Annotated in this window: 15 protein-coding genes; 6 read left to right on the forward strand and 9 right to left on the reverse strand. The window is 65.7% G+C overall.

Annotated elements, in window-relative coordinates; all coding sequences use genetic code 11:
* Positions 1-68: 68 nt before the first annotated feature.
* The gene (locus tag AC0KVN_RS17835; protein ID WP_017502899.1) at positions 69-815 is read left to right on the forward strand and encodes a 16S rRNA (uracil(1498)-N(3))-methyltransferase; all 747 of its coding nucleotides are present in this window, start codon (positions 69-71) and stop codon (positions 813-815) included.
* Between the two features lie 101 nt (positions 816-916).
* The gene (locus AC0KVN_RS17840) at positions 917-2,290 is read left to right on the forward strand and encodes a glutamate--cysteine ligase (RefSeq protein ID WP_017502900.1); all 1,374 of its coding nucleotides are present in this window, start codon (positions 917-919) and stop codon (positions 2,288-2,290) included.
* An 18-nt stretch (positions 2,291-2,308) separates the two neighbouring features.
* On the opposite strand, the gene AC0KVN_RS17845 is transcribed toward AC0KVN_RS17840, so the two are convergent.
* From AC0KVN_RS17845 to AC0KVN_RS17855, 3 genes are read right to left on the reverse strand one after another with little or no spacing between them, the layout of a single operon-like run.
* Positions 2,309-3,610 (reverse strand): methyltransferase family protein, encoded by a 1,302-nt coding sequence (locus AC0KVN_RS17845; protein ID WP_017502901.1) that lies wholly within the window; start codon positions 3,608-3,610, stop codon positions 2,309-2,311.
* A 50-nt stretch (positions 3,611-3,660) separates the two neighbouring features.
* Positions 3,661-4,296: a DUF1345 domain-containing protein gene (locus tag AC0KVN_RS17850; RefSeq protein WP_483656230.1), complete on the reverse strand. Its 636-nt coding sequence runs from the start codon at positions 4,294-4,296 to the stop codon at positions 3,661-3,663.
* Positions 4,297-4,334: 38 nt separating this feature from the next.
* Positions 4,335-4,910, reverse strand: coding sequence for a hypothetical protein (locus AC0KVN_RS17855; RefSeq protein ID WP_004209285.1), 576 nt, complete (start codon positions 4,908-4,910; stop codon positions 4,335-4,337).
* Between the two features lie 141 nt (positions 4,911-5,051).
* On the opposite strand from AC0KVN_RS17855, the gene ruvA reads away from it, so the two are divergent.
* From ruvA to AC0KVN_RS17870, 3 genes are all read left to right on the forward strand, one after another.
* Positions 5,052-5,657: a Holliday junction branch migration protein RuvA gene (gene ruvA / locus AC0KVN_RS17860; RefSeq protein WP_026109548.1), complete on the forward strand. Its 606-nt coding sequence runs from the start codon at positions 5,052-5,054 to the stop codon at positions 5,655-5,657.
* Complete coding sequence (gene ruvB, locus AC0KVN_RS17865; protein WP_004209282.1) at positions 5,654-6,676, forward strand: Holliday junction branch migration DNA helicase RuvB; 1,023 nt, start codon at positions 5,654-5,656, stop codon at positions 6,674-6,676. The genes ruvA and ruvB overlap by 4 nt, the downstream gene beginning before the upstream one ends.
* Positions 6,677-6,853: 177 nt before the next feature.
* Entirely contained in the window at positions 6,854-8,632 is a 1,779-nt protein-coding gene (locus AC0KVN_RS17870) for an AMP-dependent synthetase/ligase (protein ID WP_010337533.1), read from the forward strand.
* A gap of 16 nt (positions 8,633-8,648) precedes the next feature.
* On the opposite strand, the gene AC0KVN_RS17875 is transcribed toward AC0KVN_RS17870, so the two are convergent.
* The 3 genes from AC0KVN_RS17875 to AC0KVN_RS17885 form a co-directional block, all read right to left on the reverse strand.
* Positions 8,649-9,050 carry a hypothetical protein gene (locus tag AC0KVN_RS17875; protein ID WP_017502905.1) on the reverse strand — a complete coding sequence of 134 codons (402 nt, stop codon included), beginning with the start codon at positions 9,048-9,050 and terminating at the stop codon, positions 8,649-8,651.
* 68 nt (positions 9,051-9,118) lie between these two features.
* A complete protein-coding gene (gloB, locus tag AC0KVN_RS17880; RefSeq protein ID WP_483656231.1) occupies positions 9,119-9,841 on the reverse strand; it encodes a hydroxyacylglutathione hydrolase in 723 nt (240 codons plus the stop codon).
* Between the two features lie 4 nt (positions 9,842-9,845).
* Complete coding sequence (locus tag AC0KVN_RS17885) at positions 9,846-10,280, reverse strand: VOC family protein (protein WP_004209278.1); 435 nt, start codon at positions 10,278-10,280, stop codon at positions 9,846-9,848.
* 102 nt (positions 10,281-10,382) lie between these two features.
* On the opposite strand from AC0KVN_RS17885, the gene AC0KVN_RS17890 reads away from it, so the two are divergent.
* Positions 10,383-11,090, forward strand: coding sequence for an SIMPL domain-containing protein (locus tag AC0KVN_RS17890; RefSeq protein WP_004209277.1), 708 nt, complete (start codon positions 10,383-10,385; stop codon positions 11,088-11,090).
* Positions 11,091-11,092: 2 nt separating this feature from the next.
* Here the strand turns inward: AC0KVN_RS17890 and AC0KVN_RS17895 are convergent, their stop codons facing one another.
* From AC0KVN_RS17895 to AC0KVN_RS17905, 3 genes are all read right to left on the reverse strand, one after another.
* A complete protein-coding gene (locus AC0KVN_RS17895) occupies positions 11,093-11,335 on the reverse strand; it encodes a glycine zipper 2TM domain-containing protein (protein WP_037491869.1) in 243 nt (80 codons plus the stop codon).
* Between the two features lie 86 nt (positions 11,336-11,421).
* Positions 11,422-12,321: a tetratricopeptide repeat protein gene (locus AC0KVN_RS17900; protein ID WP_017502861.1), complete on the reverse strand. Its 900-nt coding sequence runs from the start codon at positions 12,319-12,321 to the stop codon at positions 11,422-11,424.
* Complete coding sequence (locus tag AC0KVN_RS17905) at positions 12,321-13,073, reverse strand: alpha/beta fold hydrolase (protein ID WP_017502862.1); 753 nt, start codon at positions 13,071-13,073, stop codon at positions 12,321-12,323. The genes AC0KVN_RS17900 and AC0KVN_RS17905 overlap by 1 nt, the downstream gene beginning before the upstream one ends.
* Between the last annotated feature and the right edge of the window lie 24 nt (positions 13,074-13,097).

Genomic DNA, 13,097 nt, shown 5'->3' on the forward strand with positions numbered 1-13,097 from the left:
GGGAACGCGCTTTCCTCTTTAGGGAAGATCGGGCCGACGACAAGCGCGGCCGGAATGGACGAGACAAAATGACCGCTACCCCCGCCTGGCCGCCGCAGAGCGCCCCGCGCCTGCATGTCGAAACGCTGCTGGGCGAAGGGGTCGCCGTGCCGGTGGACGGCAATGGCGCCCATTATCTGATCAGCGTGATGCGGGTGAAGCCGGACGATATCGTGCTGCTGTTCGACGGCAAGTCGGGCGAGTGGGCGGCGCGCGCGCGCGACATTCGCAAGCGCGACCTGGTGCTGGAGTGCGTGAGCCAGACCAAGCCGCCGGAGGTGGTGCCCGATTTCTGGCTGTGCTGCGCGCCGATCAAGAAGGGGCGGATCGACCTGATCGCGGAAAAGGCGTGCGAGCTGGGCGTGGCGCGATTGCAGCCGGTGCTGACCCGGCGGGCGGTGGTCGACAAGCTCAATCTCGACCGGCTGCACGCCCATCTGGTCGAGGCAGCCGAACAATGCGGGCGCACCGCGCTGCCCGAACTGACCGAGATGGTGAAGCTCGACGCGCTGCTGAAGGGCTGGTCGGCGGAGCGGCATCTGTTCTTCGCCGACGAGACCGGCGGGGCATCACTGGACGAAACCTTGCGCGCCCATCCCGGCCCGGCGGCCTTCCTGGTCGGGCCGGAGGGCGGATTCGATCCGGCCGAGCGCGAGGCGATCCGGGCGACGCCGGGTGCCGTTCCTGTGTCGCTTGGCCCACGAATCCTGCGCGCGGAGACGGCCGCGATCGCCGCGACGGCGGCCTGGATGACGGTGAATGGCGACTGGGGCTAATGGTTTTCTTCCGCAACCAATTGAAGCGGACATAGGCCTGCCTTATCTGTCGCATTCGCGCCTCGATTTGACGCGCAAAGGGGAAAGACTAAGGGCGGGGCATGAGCACCAGAACAGACTCAGGCGGACATGATCCCGTCATCGAAAGCCGCGACCAGCTGATCGCGGCCTTTGCCAAGGGCGCCAAGCCCAAGGATCGCTGGCGGATCGGCACCGAACACGAGAAATTCGTCTATTCGACGAAGGACCATCACGCCCCGGCCTATGAGGAAAAGGGCGGCATCCACACGCTGCTGATCGGCCTGACCCGCTATGGCTGGAGCCCGGTGTTCGAGGGCGAGAATATCATTGCCCTGTCCGGCGCCGACGGCACGATCAGCCTGGAGCCGGCGGGCCAGCTGGAACTGAGCGGTGCGCCGCTCGACAATCTGCACCAGACCTGCGCCGAGACCGGCCGCCATCTGGAACAGGTGAAATATGTCGGCGACATGCTGGGGCTGGGCTTCCTGGGCCTTGGCATGTGGCCGGACAAGACCCGCGCCGAGCTGCCGATCATGCCCAAGGGCCGGTACGACATCATGCTGCGGCACATGCCGCGCGTGGGGTCGATGGGCCTGGACATGATGCTGCGCACCTGCACCATCCAGACCAACCTCGATTATGGCAGCGAGGCGGACATGGTGCAGAAGTTCCGTGTCTCGCTGGCGCTGCAACCGCTCGGCACCGCGCTGTTCGCCAATTCGCCCTTCACCGAGGGCAAGCCGAACGGCTTCCTGTCCTATCGCAGCCATATCTGGTCGGACACCGACCCGCAGCGCACCGGCATGCTGCCCTTCGTGTTCGAGGATGGCTTTGGTTACGAGCGCTATGCCGACTATGCGCTCGATGTGCCGATGTATTTCGTCTACCGCGACGGCAAATATATCGATGCGGCGGGCCTGTCCTTCCGCGACTTCCTCGACGGCAAGCTGTCGGTTCTGCCCGGCGAGAAGCCGACCGAGAAGGATTGGGAGGATCATCTCTCCACCGCCTTCCCCGAAGTGCGCCTCAAGAGCTTCCTGGAAATGCGCGGGTCCGATGGCGGGCCGTGGAATCGCATCTGCGCGCTGCCGGCTTTGTGGGTCGGCCTGCTCTATGACCAGGGTGCGCTCGACGCGGCCTGGGATCTGGTCAAGGACTGGAGCATGGAAGAGCGGCAGGTGCTGCGCGATTCCGTGCCGAAGCTCGGCCTCGACGCGCCGGTGTCGGGCGGGCGCACGCTGCGCGACATCGCGCCGCAGGTGCTGGATATCGCCCGCTCCGGTCTTGCCGCGCGCCAGCGGTTCAACGCCGCGGGCGACAATGAGACCGGCTATCTGTCGGCCCTCGATGAAGTGATCGCCACCGGCAAGACCCCGGCCGAGCGGCTGCTCGACCGCTATCATGGCGAATGGGACGGCAATGTCAGCCGCGTCTATGCCGAGGAAAGCTTCTGATCCTACCCAGCCCGCCGGTCATTCGGCGGGCTGGGTTTCCCGTGGCGCGTCCGGCTTGCGGCCAACGACCCAGGCGAAGAAGCGCGGCACCGGCGCGTTGCGCGCCATCCAGTCGCTATAGGCCTGATAGGCGGGATCGGCGGACAGATGCTGTTCCTCCGTCTTGGCCCGCCAATAATAGACAGCGTTGGTGACACCCAGCAGCGCGCAGTTGCGCACCATGTCGGTCAGGCTGCCCGTGGTGGTGAGGAAGGGCAGCGACGAGAACCACCAGAAGAGATTCTTGGTCAGATAGGCCGGATGGCGGGTCCAGCGATAGGGCCCATGGGTCAATATGCCGCGATGGGTGAGGTTGGAGAAGCGGATGCCGAAGGCAACCGTCGCCCAGGCATAGATGGCGGTCAGCAGCACCAGCAAGGCGCCCAGCCCCCATTGCAGCGCCGGCATGCCCTGCGTCCAGACATCCCATTCTGCGCCGCCGCCATGATAGTCGAACGGGCCGCCCGCCCCCATCATGACGAAGGGCGGATAGCAGAGCAAAGCCGCGAGCCAGCCGCCCAGATAGGGATTGGCGGTGCGGATATGGGAATCCAGCGGCTTCATCGTCAGCAGATAGCCGACCGTCGCCATGCAGACGTCGATCATGAACATGATGCCGATCAGGAAACCGGTCAGCGCGACCGGATTGTGCAGCAGGTCGTCGAGCCGCCAGTCGATGACGCTGGTGAAATTGCCCGGCACGATGCTGATCATGAAGGCGGTGAAAAAGCCCTTCACCGCCCAGGCGCGGGCATGGTTGGCGACCTGCGCCATGTCCGCCTTGCCGGCCGCGCCGCCAATGACCCATTGGCCGAAGGCGAAACAGGCATCGCGCGGTTCGACCAGCCGGCGGTCGAGCCAGATGACATAGGGGATGGACAGCAAGAGCAGCCAGGGCGCCGCCGCCATCAGCAGGTCCATGGCGAAGCGATAGCTGCCGGTCCAATACCAGCGGCCGATGCAGTAGCAGACGGCAATCGCCAGCCATGTGGCCCACAGGCCCGCAATCTTCACCAGGCTGATGTCGAGCATGCTGCGGACCGAGCGGGCCGGCCCGTTCCAGTCGACGCCGGTGCTGGGGTTGCGATGCACCTTGTCCACCAGCAGCGACCAGAGCACCATCGGTATGCCGCAGGCGACTACGGCAGCCAGACCGGCATTGGGACCGTTCATGCCATAATGGCGCGCCACCAGGGTCCACAGGCCAAGGCCGACCAGGCCGGCAATGCCGACACCATGGCTGACGGCGGATTTGGGGCAGGGATCGGCGCTCTTGCTCATGGGACCGGGCTTATAGCCGATATTGGTAAGCAAGCCATGAAGCCCAAGGCTCAGCCGCCCAGTACGTTGATGGTGAAGGCGAGGATGCCAAGGTTGAAGACGAAGGCGGCGAGGCAGTGGAGCGTCACTGTGCGGCGCATGCCGGTCGAGGTGATCGACACGTCGGAGGTCTGGAAGGTCATGCCGAGGGTGAAGCCGAAATAGAGAAAGTCCCAATAGACCGGCTCGTCCGTGTTCGGGAAATCCAGGCCGCCCGCATCCTTGCCCTTGTCGTCGGCGAGGTAGAAGGCATGGGCATAGTGCATCGCATAGACGAGGTTGGAAAAGAGCCAGGCGATGACGAGCGTCGCCAAGAGCAATATGATGCTTTCCGCATCGGGATGGCCCGGCGCGCTGGCGGCGACGCCGACCGCGACCAGGATGACGATGCACACCACCCCGGTCAGCAGCAGCATCAATTGCCGGTTGGCGTCATTGAGCACGGCCTTGCGCCGCATCTGGGCCGGATCGGAATCGATGAGCGGCACGGCGGCAAGGCAGAAGGCGATGGCGGCAAGGTCGAACCCGCCCATCACCGCCTCATGCCAGGGCAGCCACAGCATCAACGGCGCGATCAACAACAGCAGCATGAGGAACATGCCATAGCGCCAGGGGAAGAGGGTGGATCGCTTCTGCGTCTTGGCCATGGCGCATCAAAGGCTCGAAAATGCCGCCGTGCAAGCGTTTAGAGCACGGTCGCCACCAGGCCGAGCGCGGCGGCCTCATTGGCTTCCAGATACCAGTTTTCCGGCGCGCGCTGCAGCACCTCCTCCATCGTCACCTGCGATCCCAGGATGAGATTGGCAAAGCCCTCATTCTGGATCGCGATCGATGCCTCGATCTCGTGCAGCGAGGCCTTCAATGTCGCGATGCAGGTGGAGAGCGGCCCTTCGAGATGGATATTCTTGGTGATGAGCCGCTCATGGATCATCAGCCGGGTGCCGCGCGTCAGATAGCGGTTTTCGGTGGCGAAGAAGCTCATGAAGGTGGCGCCGGCGGAATAGACCGCGGTCTTGCCGAGGAAGACCAGCCGCCGTTCGGGATAGAGATCCGAATGGAAGCGGATATCCTCCCCCATCATCCGCGCGATCTCCGGATCGCCGCCCAGGGTGGAGATTTCCACCACCACCAGACCCTGCTGCGGCGCGGTGGACAGGCAATTCTTGAAATGCAGATACATGCCATGGTCGACCACGCCCGACAGCATGATCGCGGGAAATTCGAAATCCTTGGGGGTCAGCATCGGCGCGGTCATCAGCATCGTCTCATGGTCCTCTGGCGGATGGCAATCGACCGGCATTACGCACGGGCCGCCATTTGGTGCCCGATCCGGCATGCGCTTTTGTCTGGCGCGGGGCGCAAGAGGCTGTAAAGAACAGATCATGACCATGGGGCAATGGCGATGATCGCGAAACTCAAAGGACGGCTGGACAGCACGGGCATCGACCATGCCATCATCGATGTCGGCGGAGTCGGCTATCTGGTCGGTGCGTCGTCGCGGACGCTGGCGGCGCTCGGCCCGGTGGGCGAGGCGGTGACCATCCATACCGAGATGCTGGTGGCCGAGGATTCGATCCGGCTGGTCGGCTTTGCCCGTGCCGAGGAGCGCGACTGGTATCGGCTGCTGACCCATGTGCAGGGCGTGGGATCGCGCGTGGCGCTGGCGATATTGTCGGCGCTGGAGCCGCTGGAGCTGCATCGTGCGATCATGATGGGCGACAAGGCGATGATCGCGCGCGCCAATGGCGTCGGCCCCAAGCTGGCCCAGCGCATCGTCAATGAGCTGAAGGACAAGATCGGCGCCGCCCCGGCCGGTGCGCCCGGCATGCCGGGCGTGGTCGCGCTGCCGACCGGCAGCTTTGCCGCCGACGCGCTGTCAGCGCTGCAGAATCTGGGCTTCAAACCGGCCGAGGCGAGCGGCGCTGTAGCTGCCGCCGAAGACGAACTGGGTGAAGGCGCCAGCCTTGACGCGCTGGTCCGCCTGGCGCTGCGGAAGGCGGCGAAGTGAGCGAAGAGGATCGCCTGATCACCCCCGCCCGCCGGGCCGAGGATGTCGATGCGGCGCTGCGGCCCAAGTCGCTCGATGAATTTGTCGGGCAGCAGGCGGCGCGCGAGAATCTGCGTATCTTCATCCAGGCGGCGCGCACCCGTGGCGAGGCGCTGGACCATGTGCTGTTCTTTGGCCCGCCGGGCCTTGGCAAGACGACGCTGGCGCAGATCGTCGCCAAGGAAATGGGCGTGGGTTTCCGCGCCACGTCCGGCCCGGTGATCGCCAAGTCCGGTGATCTGGCCGCCCTGCTCACCAATCTGGACGAAGGCGATGTCCTGTTCGTCGACGAGATTCACCGGCTCAATCCGGCGGTCGAGGAAGTGCTCTATCCCGCGATGGAGGACCGGGCGCTCGACCTGATGATCGGCGAGGGACCGTCGGCCCGGTCGGTGCGGATCGACCTGCCGCGCTTCACCCTGGTCGGCGCGACCACGCGCCAGGGGCTGCTGACGACGCCGCTGCGCGATCGGTTCGGTATTCCGGTGCGGCTGCAATTCTATACCGTTGACGAGCTGGAGCTGGTGGTCCGGCGCGCGGCGCGACTGCTGGACCTGGCGATCACGTCGGACGGGGCGATCGAGATTGCCCGCCGGTCGCGCGGGACACCGCGCATCGCCGGGCGGCTGCTGCGCCGGGTGCGCGACTTTGCAAATGTCGCCGGCGCCCCGACCGTCGATGCCAAGGTGGCGGACGCGGCGCTGCAGCGGCTGGAGGTCGATCATCTCGGCCTCGACCTGATGGACCGGCGCTATCTGCACATGATCGCCGACATCTATCGTGGCGGGCCGGTGGGGGTCGAGACGCTGGCGGCCGGTCTGTCCGAGGCGCGCGACACGATCGAGGAAGTGGTCGAACCCTATCTGATCCAGTTGGGGCTGATCGCCCGCACCGCGCGGGGGCGTTGCCTCAACGGGCCGGGCTGGAAGCATCTGGGCCTCAATCCCCCGGCCGGGTCGCAAGACGGGCTGTTCGACTGATCCCATTGGCGCTTGCGCCCTTCGGCCAGCCTTTCTAGAGCGCGCGCTTTCCCGATTCGACGCAGCGATATGCGCCGAAACCCGTTATTGTGCATGGCCGTTACGGCAAGGCCGGGCTATAGCCAGCTGGCGCTGCAGGCGCGCGGCAGACGCGCCGATGTAAGAGGAGTTGAGCCTGTGAGGGCGATCGAACGTTTCCCCAATCTGGTCACCATGTTCTTTGCCCGCGCCAAGGAAAAGGGCGACGCGCCCTTCCTGTGGCGCAAGACGCAAGGGACTTGGCAGTCGCTGAGCTGGGCCGAAGTCGCGCGCCAGGTGGCAGCGATGGCGGCCGGGCTGAAGGCGGAAGGGCTGAAGCCCGGCGACCCGGTGATGCTGGTCAGCGAAAATCGCCCGGAATTCTGCATCGCCGATCTGGCGATCATGGCCGCCGGCTGCATCACGGTGCCGACCTACACCACCAATACGACGCGCGACCATCAGCATATCCTGACCGACAGCGGCGCGCGTGCGGTGATCGTGTCGACCGCCAAGCTGGCGACGACGCTGATGCCGGCGGTGCTGCGATCGCAGGTCAGCCTGGTCATTCCGATGGAGCCGATCCGCGGTGCGCAGGGCAATTATACCTGCCGCCTGTGGTCCGACCTGATCGCCGCCCATCCAGCCGATGTCGATGCCTGCGCGCTGGCCCAGACCGCCGCGCGCAGCGACCAGGCGTGCATCATCTATACCAGCGGCACCGGCGGCGCCCCGCGCGGCGTGATGCAGCATCATGGCGCGATCCTGGCCAATGTCGAAGGCGCGGGACAGGTGGTGCTGGAGGATTTCGGCTGGGGCGACGAGGTTTTCCTGTCCTTCCTGCCCCTGAGCCATGCCTATGAGCATAGCGGCGGCCAGTTCCTGCCGATGCTGCTGGGCGGACAGATCTATTATGCCGAAGGGCTGGAGAAGCTGGCCAGCAATATCGAGGAAGCCCGGCCGACCATCATGGTCGTGGTGCCGCGCCTGTTCGAGGTGCTGCGCACCCGCATCATCAAGTCGATCGAGAAGCAGGGCAAATTCCCCACCTATCTGCTCAACCAGGCGCTGCGGATCGCCGCCAAGGAACAGCAGGGCAAGTCGTCGATCGTCGACCTGCCAATGAAGGCGCTGCTGTCGCGCACCCTGATCCCCAAGATTCGCGCCCGTTTCGGCGGGCGGATGAAGGCACTGGTGTCGGGCGGCGCGCCGCTGAACCCGGATGTCGGCCTGTTCTTCGAGGCGATGGGGTTGATGCTGCTGCAGGGCTATGGCCAGACCGAGGCCGGGCCGGTGATCAGTTGCAACCGACCCGCCGCCGGCATCGCGATGGACACGGTCGGCCCGCCGCTGGACGGGGTCGAGGTCAAGATCGCCGAGGATGGCGAGATATTGGTGCGCGGCGAGCTGGTGATGCACGGCTATTGGCGCAACCCGGCCGAGACCGAGAAGGTGCTGAAGGATGGCTGGCTGCATACCGGCGACATTGGCGAGATCGACGATCGCGGCCGCATCCGCATCACCGACCGCAAGAAGGATCTGATCGTCAACGACAAGGGCGACAATGTGTCGCCGCAGAAGGTCGAGGGCATGCTGACGCTGCAGCCGGAGATCGGCCAGGCGATGGTCTATGGCGATCGTCGCCCGCATCTGGTCGGCCTGCTGGTGCCGGATTCGGAATGGACGATGGAATGGGCGGCCGCCAATGGCCGGCCGATCAAGGGCATCACCGATGATCCGACCTATCTGGCGGCGCTGCGCGCGGCGGTCGACCGGGTCAATGACGATCTGTCGGTGATCGAGCGGGTGCGCCGCTTCATCCTGGCAGATGAGCCGTTCGCGATCGAAAATGAGGAACTGACGCCGTCGATGAAGATCCGGCGCCATGTCATCCGCAAACGCTATCAGGACCGGCTGGACGCGCTCTACAAGGGGTAGGCGCGTCCAATCGGGCTTATGGGGCCGGCGGACGATAGGGAATGAAATCGCCCAGCGCGCAATTGCCGGTCGGAATGCCGATCGTCAGATCCGCGCTGCTCGTGATGTCGCCCCGGCAATATTGCGAGCCGAAGGTGCGCACGATCATCGTGTCGCCCCTCGCCAGGCCATTACAGCTGCCGATCAGTTCATTCTTGTAGATGAGCTTCTTGCTGACCCGATAGAGCAGCGTATTGCCGCTGATGACGGTGAAATTGGTCTGCGGCTCACGATTGACGCAGGTCACCTTATCGCCCGGCACCAGTCCGGCCAGCGCCTTGTCCATCTTGGCCGCCTGCTTCTCGGTCAGCGGCGTGGGCTCATAAGTGCCGCTGCAGGCCGCCAGCGCCAGCGGGGCCAGACATATCCATGCGCGCATCGCCTCTCTCCATCCATGTCCTTGCAAACAGGACGCCATGATAGCGCGGAATCCGTCGAGAACCGCGCCTAAAATGCGTCCTTGCCGGCGCGCCGCTCCGCCAGTTGGGCGACGTCCTGCGCGCGCATGAAGATGTTGGTGTCACGTTCCAGCGCGATCGTCGTGGGCACCGTCGGCTCGCCATGCGCACGGGCCGCAACGACATCCGCCATGCGGGCCTGAAGCGCGACATTGTCCGGCTCCACCGTCAGCGCGAAGCGGCCGTTGCTCTCCGTATATTCATGGGCGCAATAGACGATGGTGTCGCCCGGCAGCGCCTCGAACCGCTGCATGTTGGCGAACATCTGCGCCGCCGTCCCTTCGAACAGGCGGCCGCAGCCCATGGCAAAGAGCGTGTCGCCGACGAAGAGGATCGCGTCATCGGCCAGATGATAGGCGATATGGCCGGCGGTATGGGCGGGCACGGCCATCACCATGGCGACATGATCGCCAATGCGGACACTGTCCCCCTCCCCCACCTGCCGGTCGAGCGTGTCGATCTTGGCGGCCTCGGCCGCCGGCCCAGTAACGAGGCAGCCGGTCGCGGCCTTGATGCCGGCATTGCCGCCGACATGATCGGGGTGCCAATGGGTGTTCCAGATCTGGTCGATGGTCCAGCCGCGTTCCGCAGCCGCCGCCAGCACGGGGTCGGCGACCGAGGGGTCGACCGCGACCGTCTGGCCACTGGCATCATCATGCAGCAGCCAGACATAATTGTCCGAGAGGACGGGGACGCGGACGACCTGCAGCATCGGCTTACCAGGCCCCGATATTGGGCATCGACACCCAGGGTTCGGCCGGGTCGAGCCGGCCGTCCTGCAGCAGTTCGACCGAGATATTGTCGGGGGTGCGGATGAACGCCATATGGCCATCGCGCGGCGGGCGGTTGATGATGATGCCGGCGTCCATCAGCCGCTGGCAGGTCTCGTAGATATTGTCCACCTGATAGGCGAGGTGGCCGAAATTGCGGCCGCCATCATAGACTTCCGCCGGGCTGCCATCCTGCGGCGGCCAGTTGTAGGTGAGTTCCACCTGCGCGTCCTCGTCACCCGGCGCAGCCAGGTAGACGAGGGTGAAGCGGCCCGCCTCGCTGTCGAACCGCTTGACCTCCTTGAGGCCAAGCAGCTCGAAAAAGCCGATAGTCTTGTCGAGATCCGTGACGCGGATCATCGTGTGCAGATATTTGAGCAAAGCTTTCTCCGTTCGTCGCCATAAAGCAACGGTTCATCGGTAGATTGGCAGATAGCTCCCTAGATAGGACCGGGACCGGCCCGGCGGAAGAGGAAAGCGATCATGGCTCTGGAAATGCGGGACAAGGTGCTGCTGGGTTCGGCGGCGGTACTGGCGGTCGGCGTGATCGCGGGCGGCTATCTGCTGGGTGACGGCCTCAAGCGCGCGAGGGCGGCGGACCGGTCGGTCACGGTGCGGGGCCTGGCCGAGAAGGACGTGACCGCCGACCTTGCCACCTGGTCGATCAGCTATTCGGCGACCGGCACCGACCTGCCGACGGTGCGAGCGGAAATCGACGCCAATACCCAGGAACTCAAGGCCTATTTCGCCAGCCTGGGGTTCAAGCCCGATGCGCTGACCCCGGTCGGCGCGGGCGTGAACCAATATCTCAACAATGGCATCAACAATATCACCATCACCCAGCGGATGCTGCTGCGCACCACCGACATTGCCCGCGCCCAGCGTGCCGTCGCGCAGCAGTTCGACCTGGTCCGGCGCGGCGTGACGCTGCAGGAAGGATCGGGGATGCGCTACAGCTTCACCAGGCTCAATGACCTCAAACCCCCGATGGTGGCGGCGGCGACGCGCGATGCGCGCGCGGCGGCCGAACAGTTCGCCAAGGATTCAGGGTCCGGCGTCGGCGGCATCAAGAGCGCGACCCAGGGCTATTTCTCGATCGACCCGCGCGACGGCGAAGGCGGCGACGGATCGAGCGACACGCCCTACAAGAAGGTGCGCGTCGTCACGACCGTCGACTTCTACCTGAAATAGGGTCAGCAGCGGCCCCGGCGGCGGTCCTTCTTCGAACAGTCGCTCTTGTCGCCGATGATCGCGCCCGCGGTGCCACCGATGACAGCGCCCTCGGTGGTGCCGAGACCGGTCGCGCTGCCGATCACCGCGCCGCCTGCGCCACCGATCAGGCCGCCACGGGTTGCGCCGCGCGAGCAGGCCGTGAGCGAGGTCGCGCCAGCCAGCAACAGGCCAAGCGCTATCATGCGGGAAAATTTGCCAGTCATATCATCACCATCCGTTCCGTTATCCCGCTCGGTCGGCGAACGGGCGGGATCGGACGAGGGTTCCGTGACAAAGTCTTGCTGATCAATCAGCCCGCCGGCTTGGGTGCCGTCGCCTCCGGTTCAAGACGTCCCAGATTTTCCGCCGCTGCCTTGCCGGCCGGTGCATCCGGCGCCAGCTTCACCGCCCGCTGCCAGGCCGAGCGGGCGATGTCGGCATGGTCGGTCAGGACAGCGATATTGCCCTCCTCCAGCGCGACCGAGGCATCATCGGGCGACAATTGCACGGCGCGAGCGATATGCGCCTGGGCCAGTGACAGTTCGCCGGTGCGGCGCGCCAGCGTGGCCGACAGCAGCCAGGCGAGCGGATCCTTGGGCGCCTGGGCAAGCGCGGTGTCGAGCGAACCGCGCGCGCCATCGACATCGCCCAGCGCCACCAGCGCACGGGCGCGATCGAGATGCAGTTCGCCCTTTTCCATGCCGTCGGGCAGGCCACGCGCCAGTGCCGCGTCGAAATCCTCCCGCGCCTTCTTCGCGTCGCCGCTGGCAAGGGCGGCATTGCCGGCCTGGCCCCAGAGGCGCGCGCTCTGCACGATCTCGCCGCCGCGCTCGGCTTCCTCAGCTGCCTGTTCGAAGGCGACGATCGCCGGCCCCCAGCGCTCCGCCCGCGACAGGGCAAAGCCCATGCAGTGGCGGGCGTAGAAGCTGCCGCCGTCGATCCGCCAATTCTGGGCGAAAGTGATTGCCTTGTCCGGCGATTCCAGCGCCTGGTCGAGACAGGCCTGGAACGGCCCGGCAAATTTGGCCGGGACCGGGATGCGCCCGTCGGCGTCGGGCGCCGAACGGGCGGCCGCGGCCTGTTGGACTGACGCTGCGGAGGCGGCCGCCGCTGCGGCATCCTCCTTCTTCTTGCGGCTGTTGCGCATCACCGCCTCGATCTCGGGATCATAGGCCTGCATGAACATCAGGAGGGGGAGGATGACGGGCATCAGCGATTGTCCAGAAGAGCGGCGACGGTGCGGATCAGCAGGGCGATGTCGCCGTCGCGGGAAAGGCGATGGTCGCCATCCTTAATGAGCAGCGTCTGCACATCGGATGAACGCAGCCGATCGGCCGTACGCAACGCGATTTCCCAGGGGACATCCGTATCGCACTGGCCCTGGAGCAGCCGCACCGGGCAGTCGATCGCGATTGCATCGTCCAGCAGCCTATGCGCCTGGCCGGACTGCCAGAAGGCCAGCGTCGTCACATAGGGATGGTCGCCATAGGGCGTGGGTTCCTCGATCCGCCCCTCGGTCGCCAGCAGCGCCTTGTCGGCGTCGGTAAAACCCCACTCCGTGAAGTCGGGCGCGGCGGCGATGCCGACCAGTCCCATGACCCGTTCCGGGCGCGCCAGCGCGATCAGCAGCGCCAGCCAGCCGCCCATCGACGATCCGACCAGCAGCAGCGGCCCCTGCGTCAGCCCGTCGATCAGGGCCAGAGCATCGTCACGCCAGCTGGCGAGCGTGCCGTCCTCGAACCGACCCTCGCTGGCGCCGCAACCGGCATAGTCGAGCCGCAGCATCGCCCTGCCCTGTTCGCCAGCCCAGGCGTCGAGCGCGATCGCCTTGCTCCCTTCCATGTCGGACATGTAGCCCGGCAGGAAGATGATGGTCGGCCCCTGCCCCGGACGATGGCGATAGGCGAGGCGCAGCCCGTCGGCACGCGCGAGAAATTGGGGGAAAGATTCGGGCGCGTTCAAGTTTCAAAGGCTCCATCGCTGTGG

It is taken from the genome of Sphingobium sp. SG1 (genome assembly GCF_057063145.1).

What these genes read in the sequence shown, in the direction of transcription:
- AC0KVN_RS17900 (WP_017502861.1), bottom strand. Translation starts at nt 12,321, where the DNA reads ATGCCCGTCATCCTCCCCCTCCTGATGTTCATGCAGGCCTATGATCCC.
- AC0KVN_RS17835 (WP_017502899.1), top strand. Translation starts at nt 69, where the DNA reads ATGACCGCTACCCCCGCCTGGCCGCCGCAGAGCGCCCCGCGCCTGCAT.
- gloB (WP_483656231.1), bottom strand. Translation starts at nt 9,841, where the DNA reads ATGCTGCAGGTCGTCCGCGTCCCCGTCCTCTCGGACAATTATGTCTGG.
- ruvA (WP_026109548.1), top strand. Translation starts at nt 5,052, where the DNA reads ATGATCGCGAAACTCAAAGGACGGCTGGACAGCACGGGCATCGACCAT.
- AC0KVN_RS17890 (WP_004209277.1), top strand. Translation starts at nt 10,383, where the DNA reads ATGGCTCTGGAAATGCGGGACAAGGTGCTGCTGGGTTCGGCGGCGGTA.
- AC0KVN_RS17840 (WP_017502900.1), top strand. Translation starts at nt 917, where the DNA reads ATGAGCACCAGAACAGACTCAGGCGGACATGATCCCGTCATCGAAAGC.
- AC0KVN_RS17895 (WP_037491869.1), bottom strand. Translation starts at nt 11,335, where the DNA reads ATGACTGGCAAATTTTCCCGCATGATAGCGCTTGGCCTGTTGCTGGCT.
- AC0KVN_RS17875 (WP_017502905.1), bottom strand. Translation starts at nt 9,050, where the DNA reads ATGCGCGCATGGATATGTCTGGCCCCGCTGGCGCTGGCGGCCTGCAGC.
- AC0KVN_RS17845 (WP_017502901.1), bottom strand. Translation starts at nt 3,610, where the DNA reads ATGAGCAAGAGCGCCGATCCCTGCCCCAAATCCGCCGTCAGCCATGGT.
- AC0KVN_RS17850 (WP_483656230.1), bottom strand. Translation starts at nt 4,296, where the DNA reads ATGGCCAAGACGCAGAAGCGATCCACCCTCTTCCCCTGGCGCTATGGC.
- AC0KVN_RS17855 (WP_004209285.1), bottom strand. Translation starts at nt 4,910, where the DNA reads ATGCTGATGACCGCGCCGATGCTGACCCCCAAGGATTTCGAATTTCCC.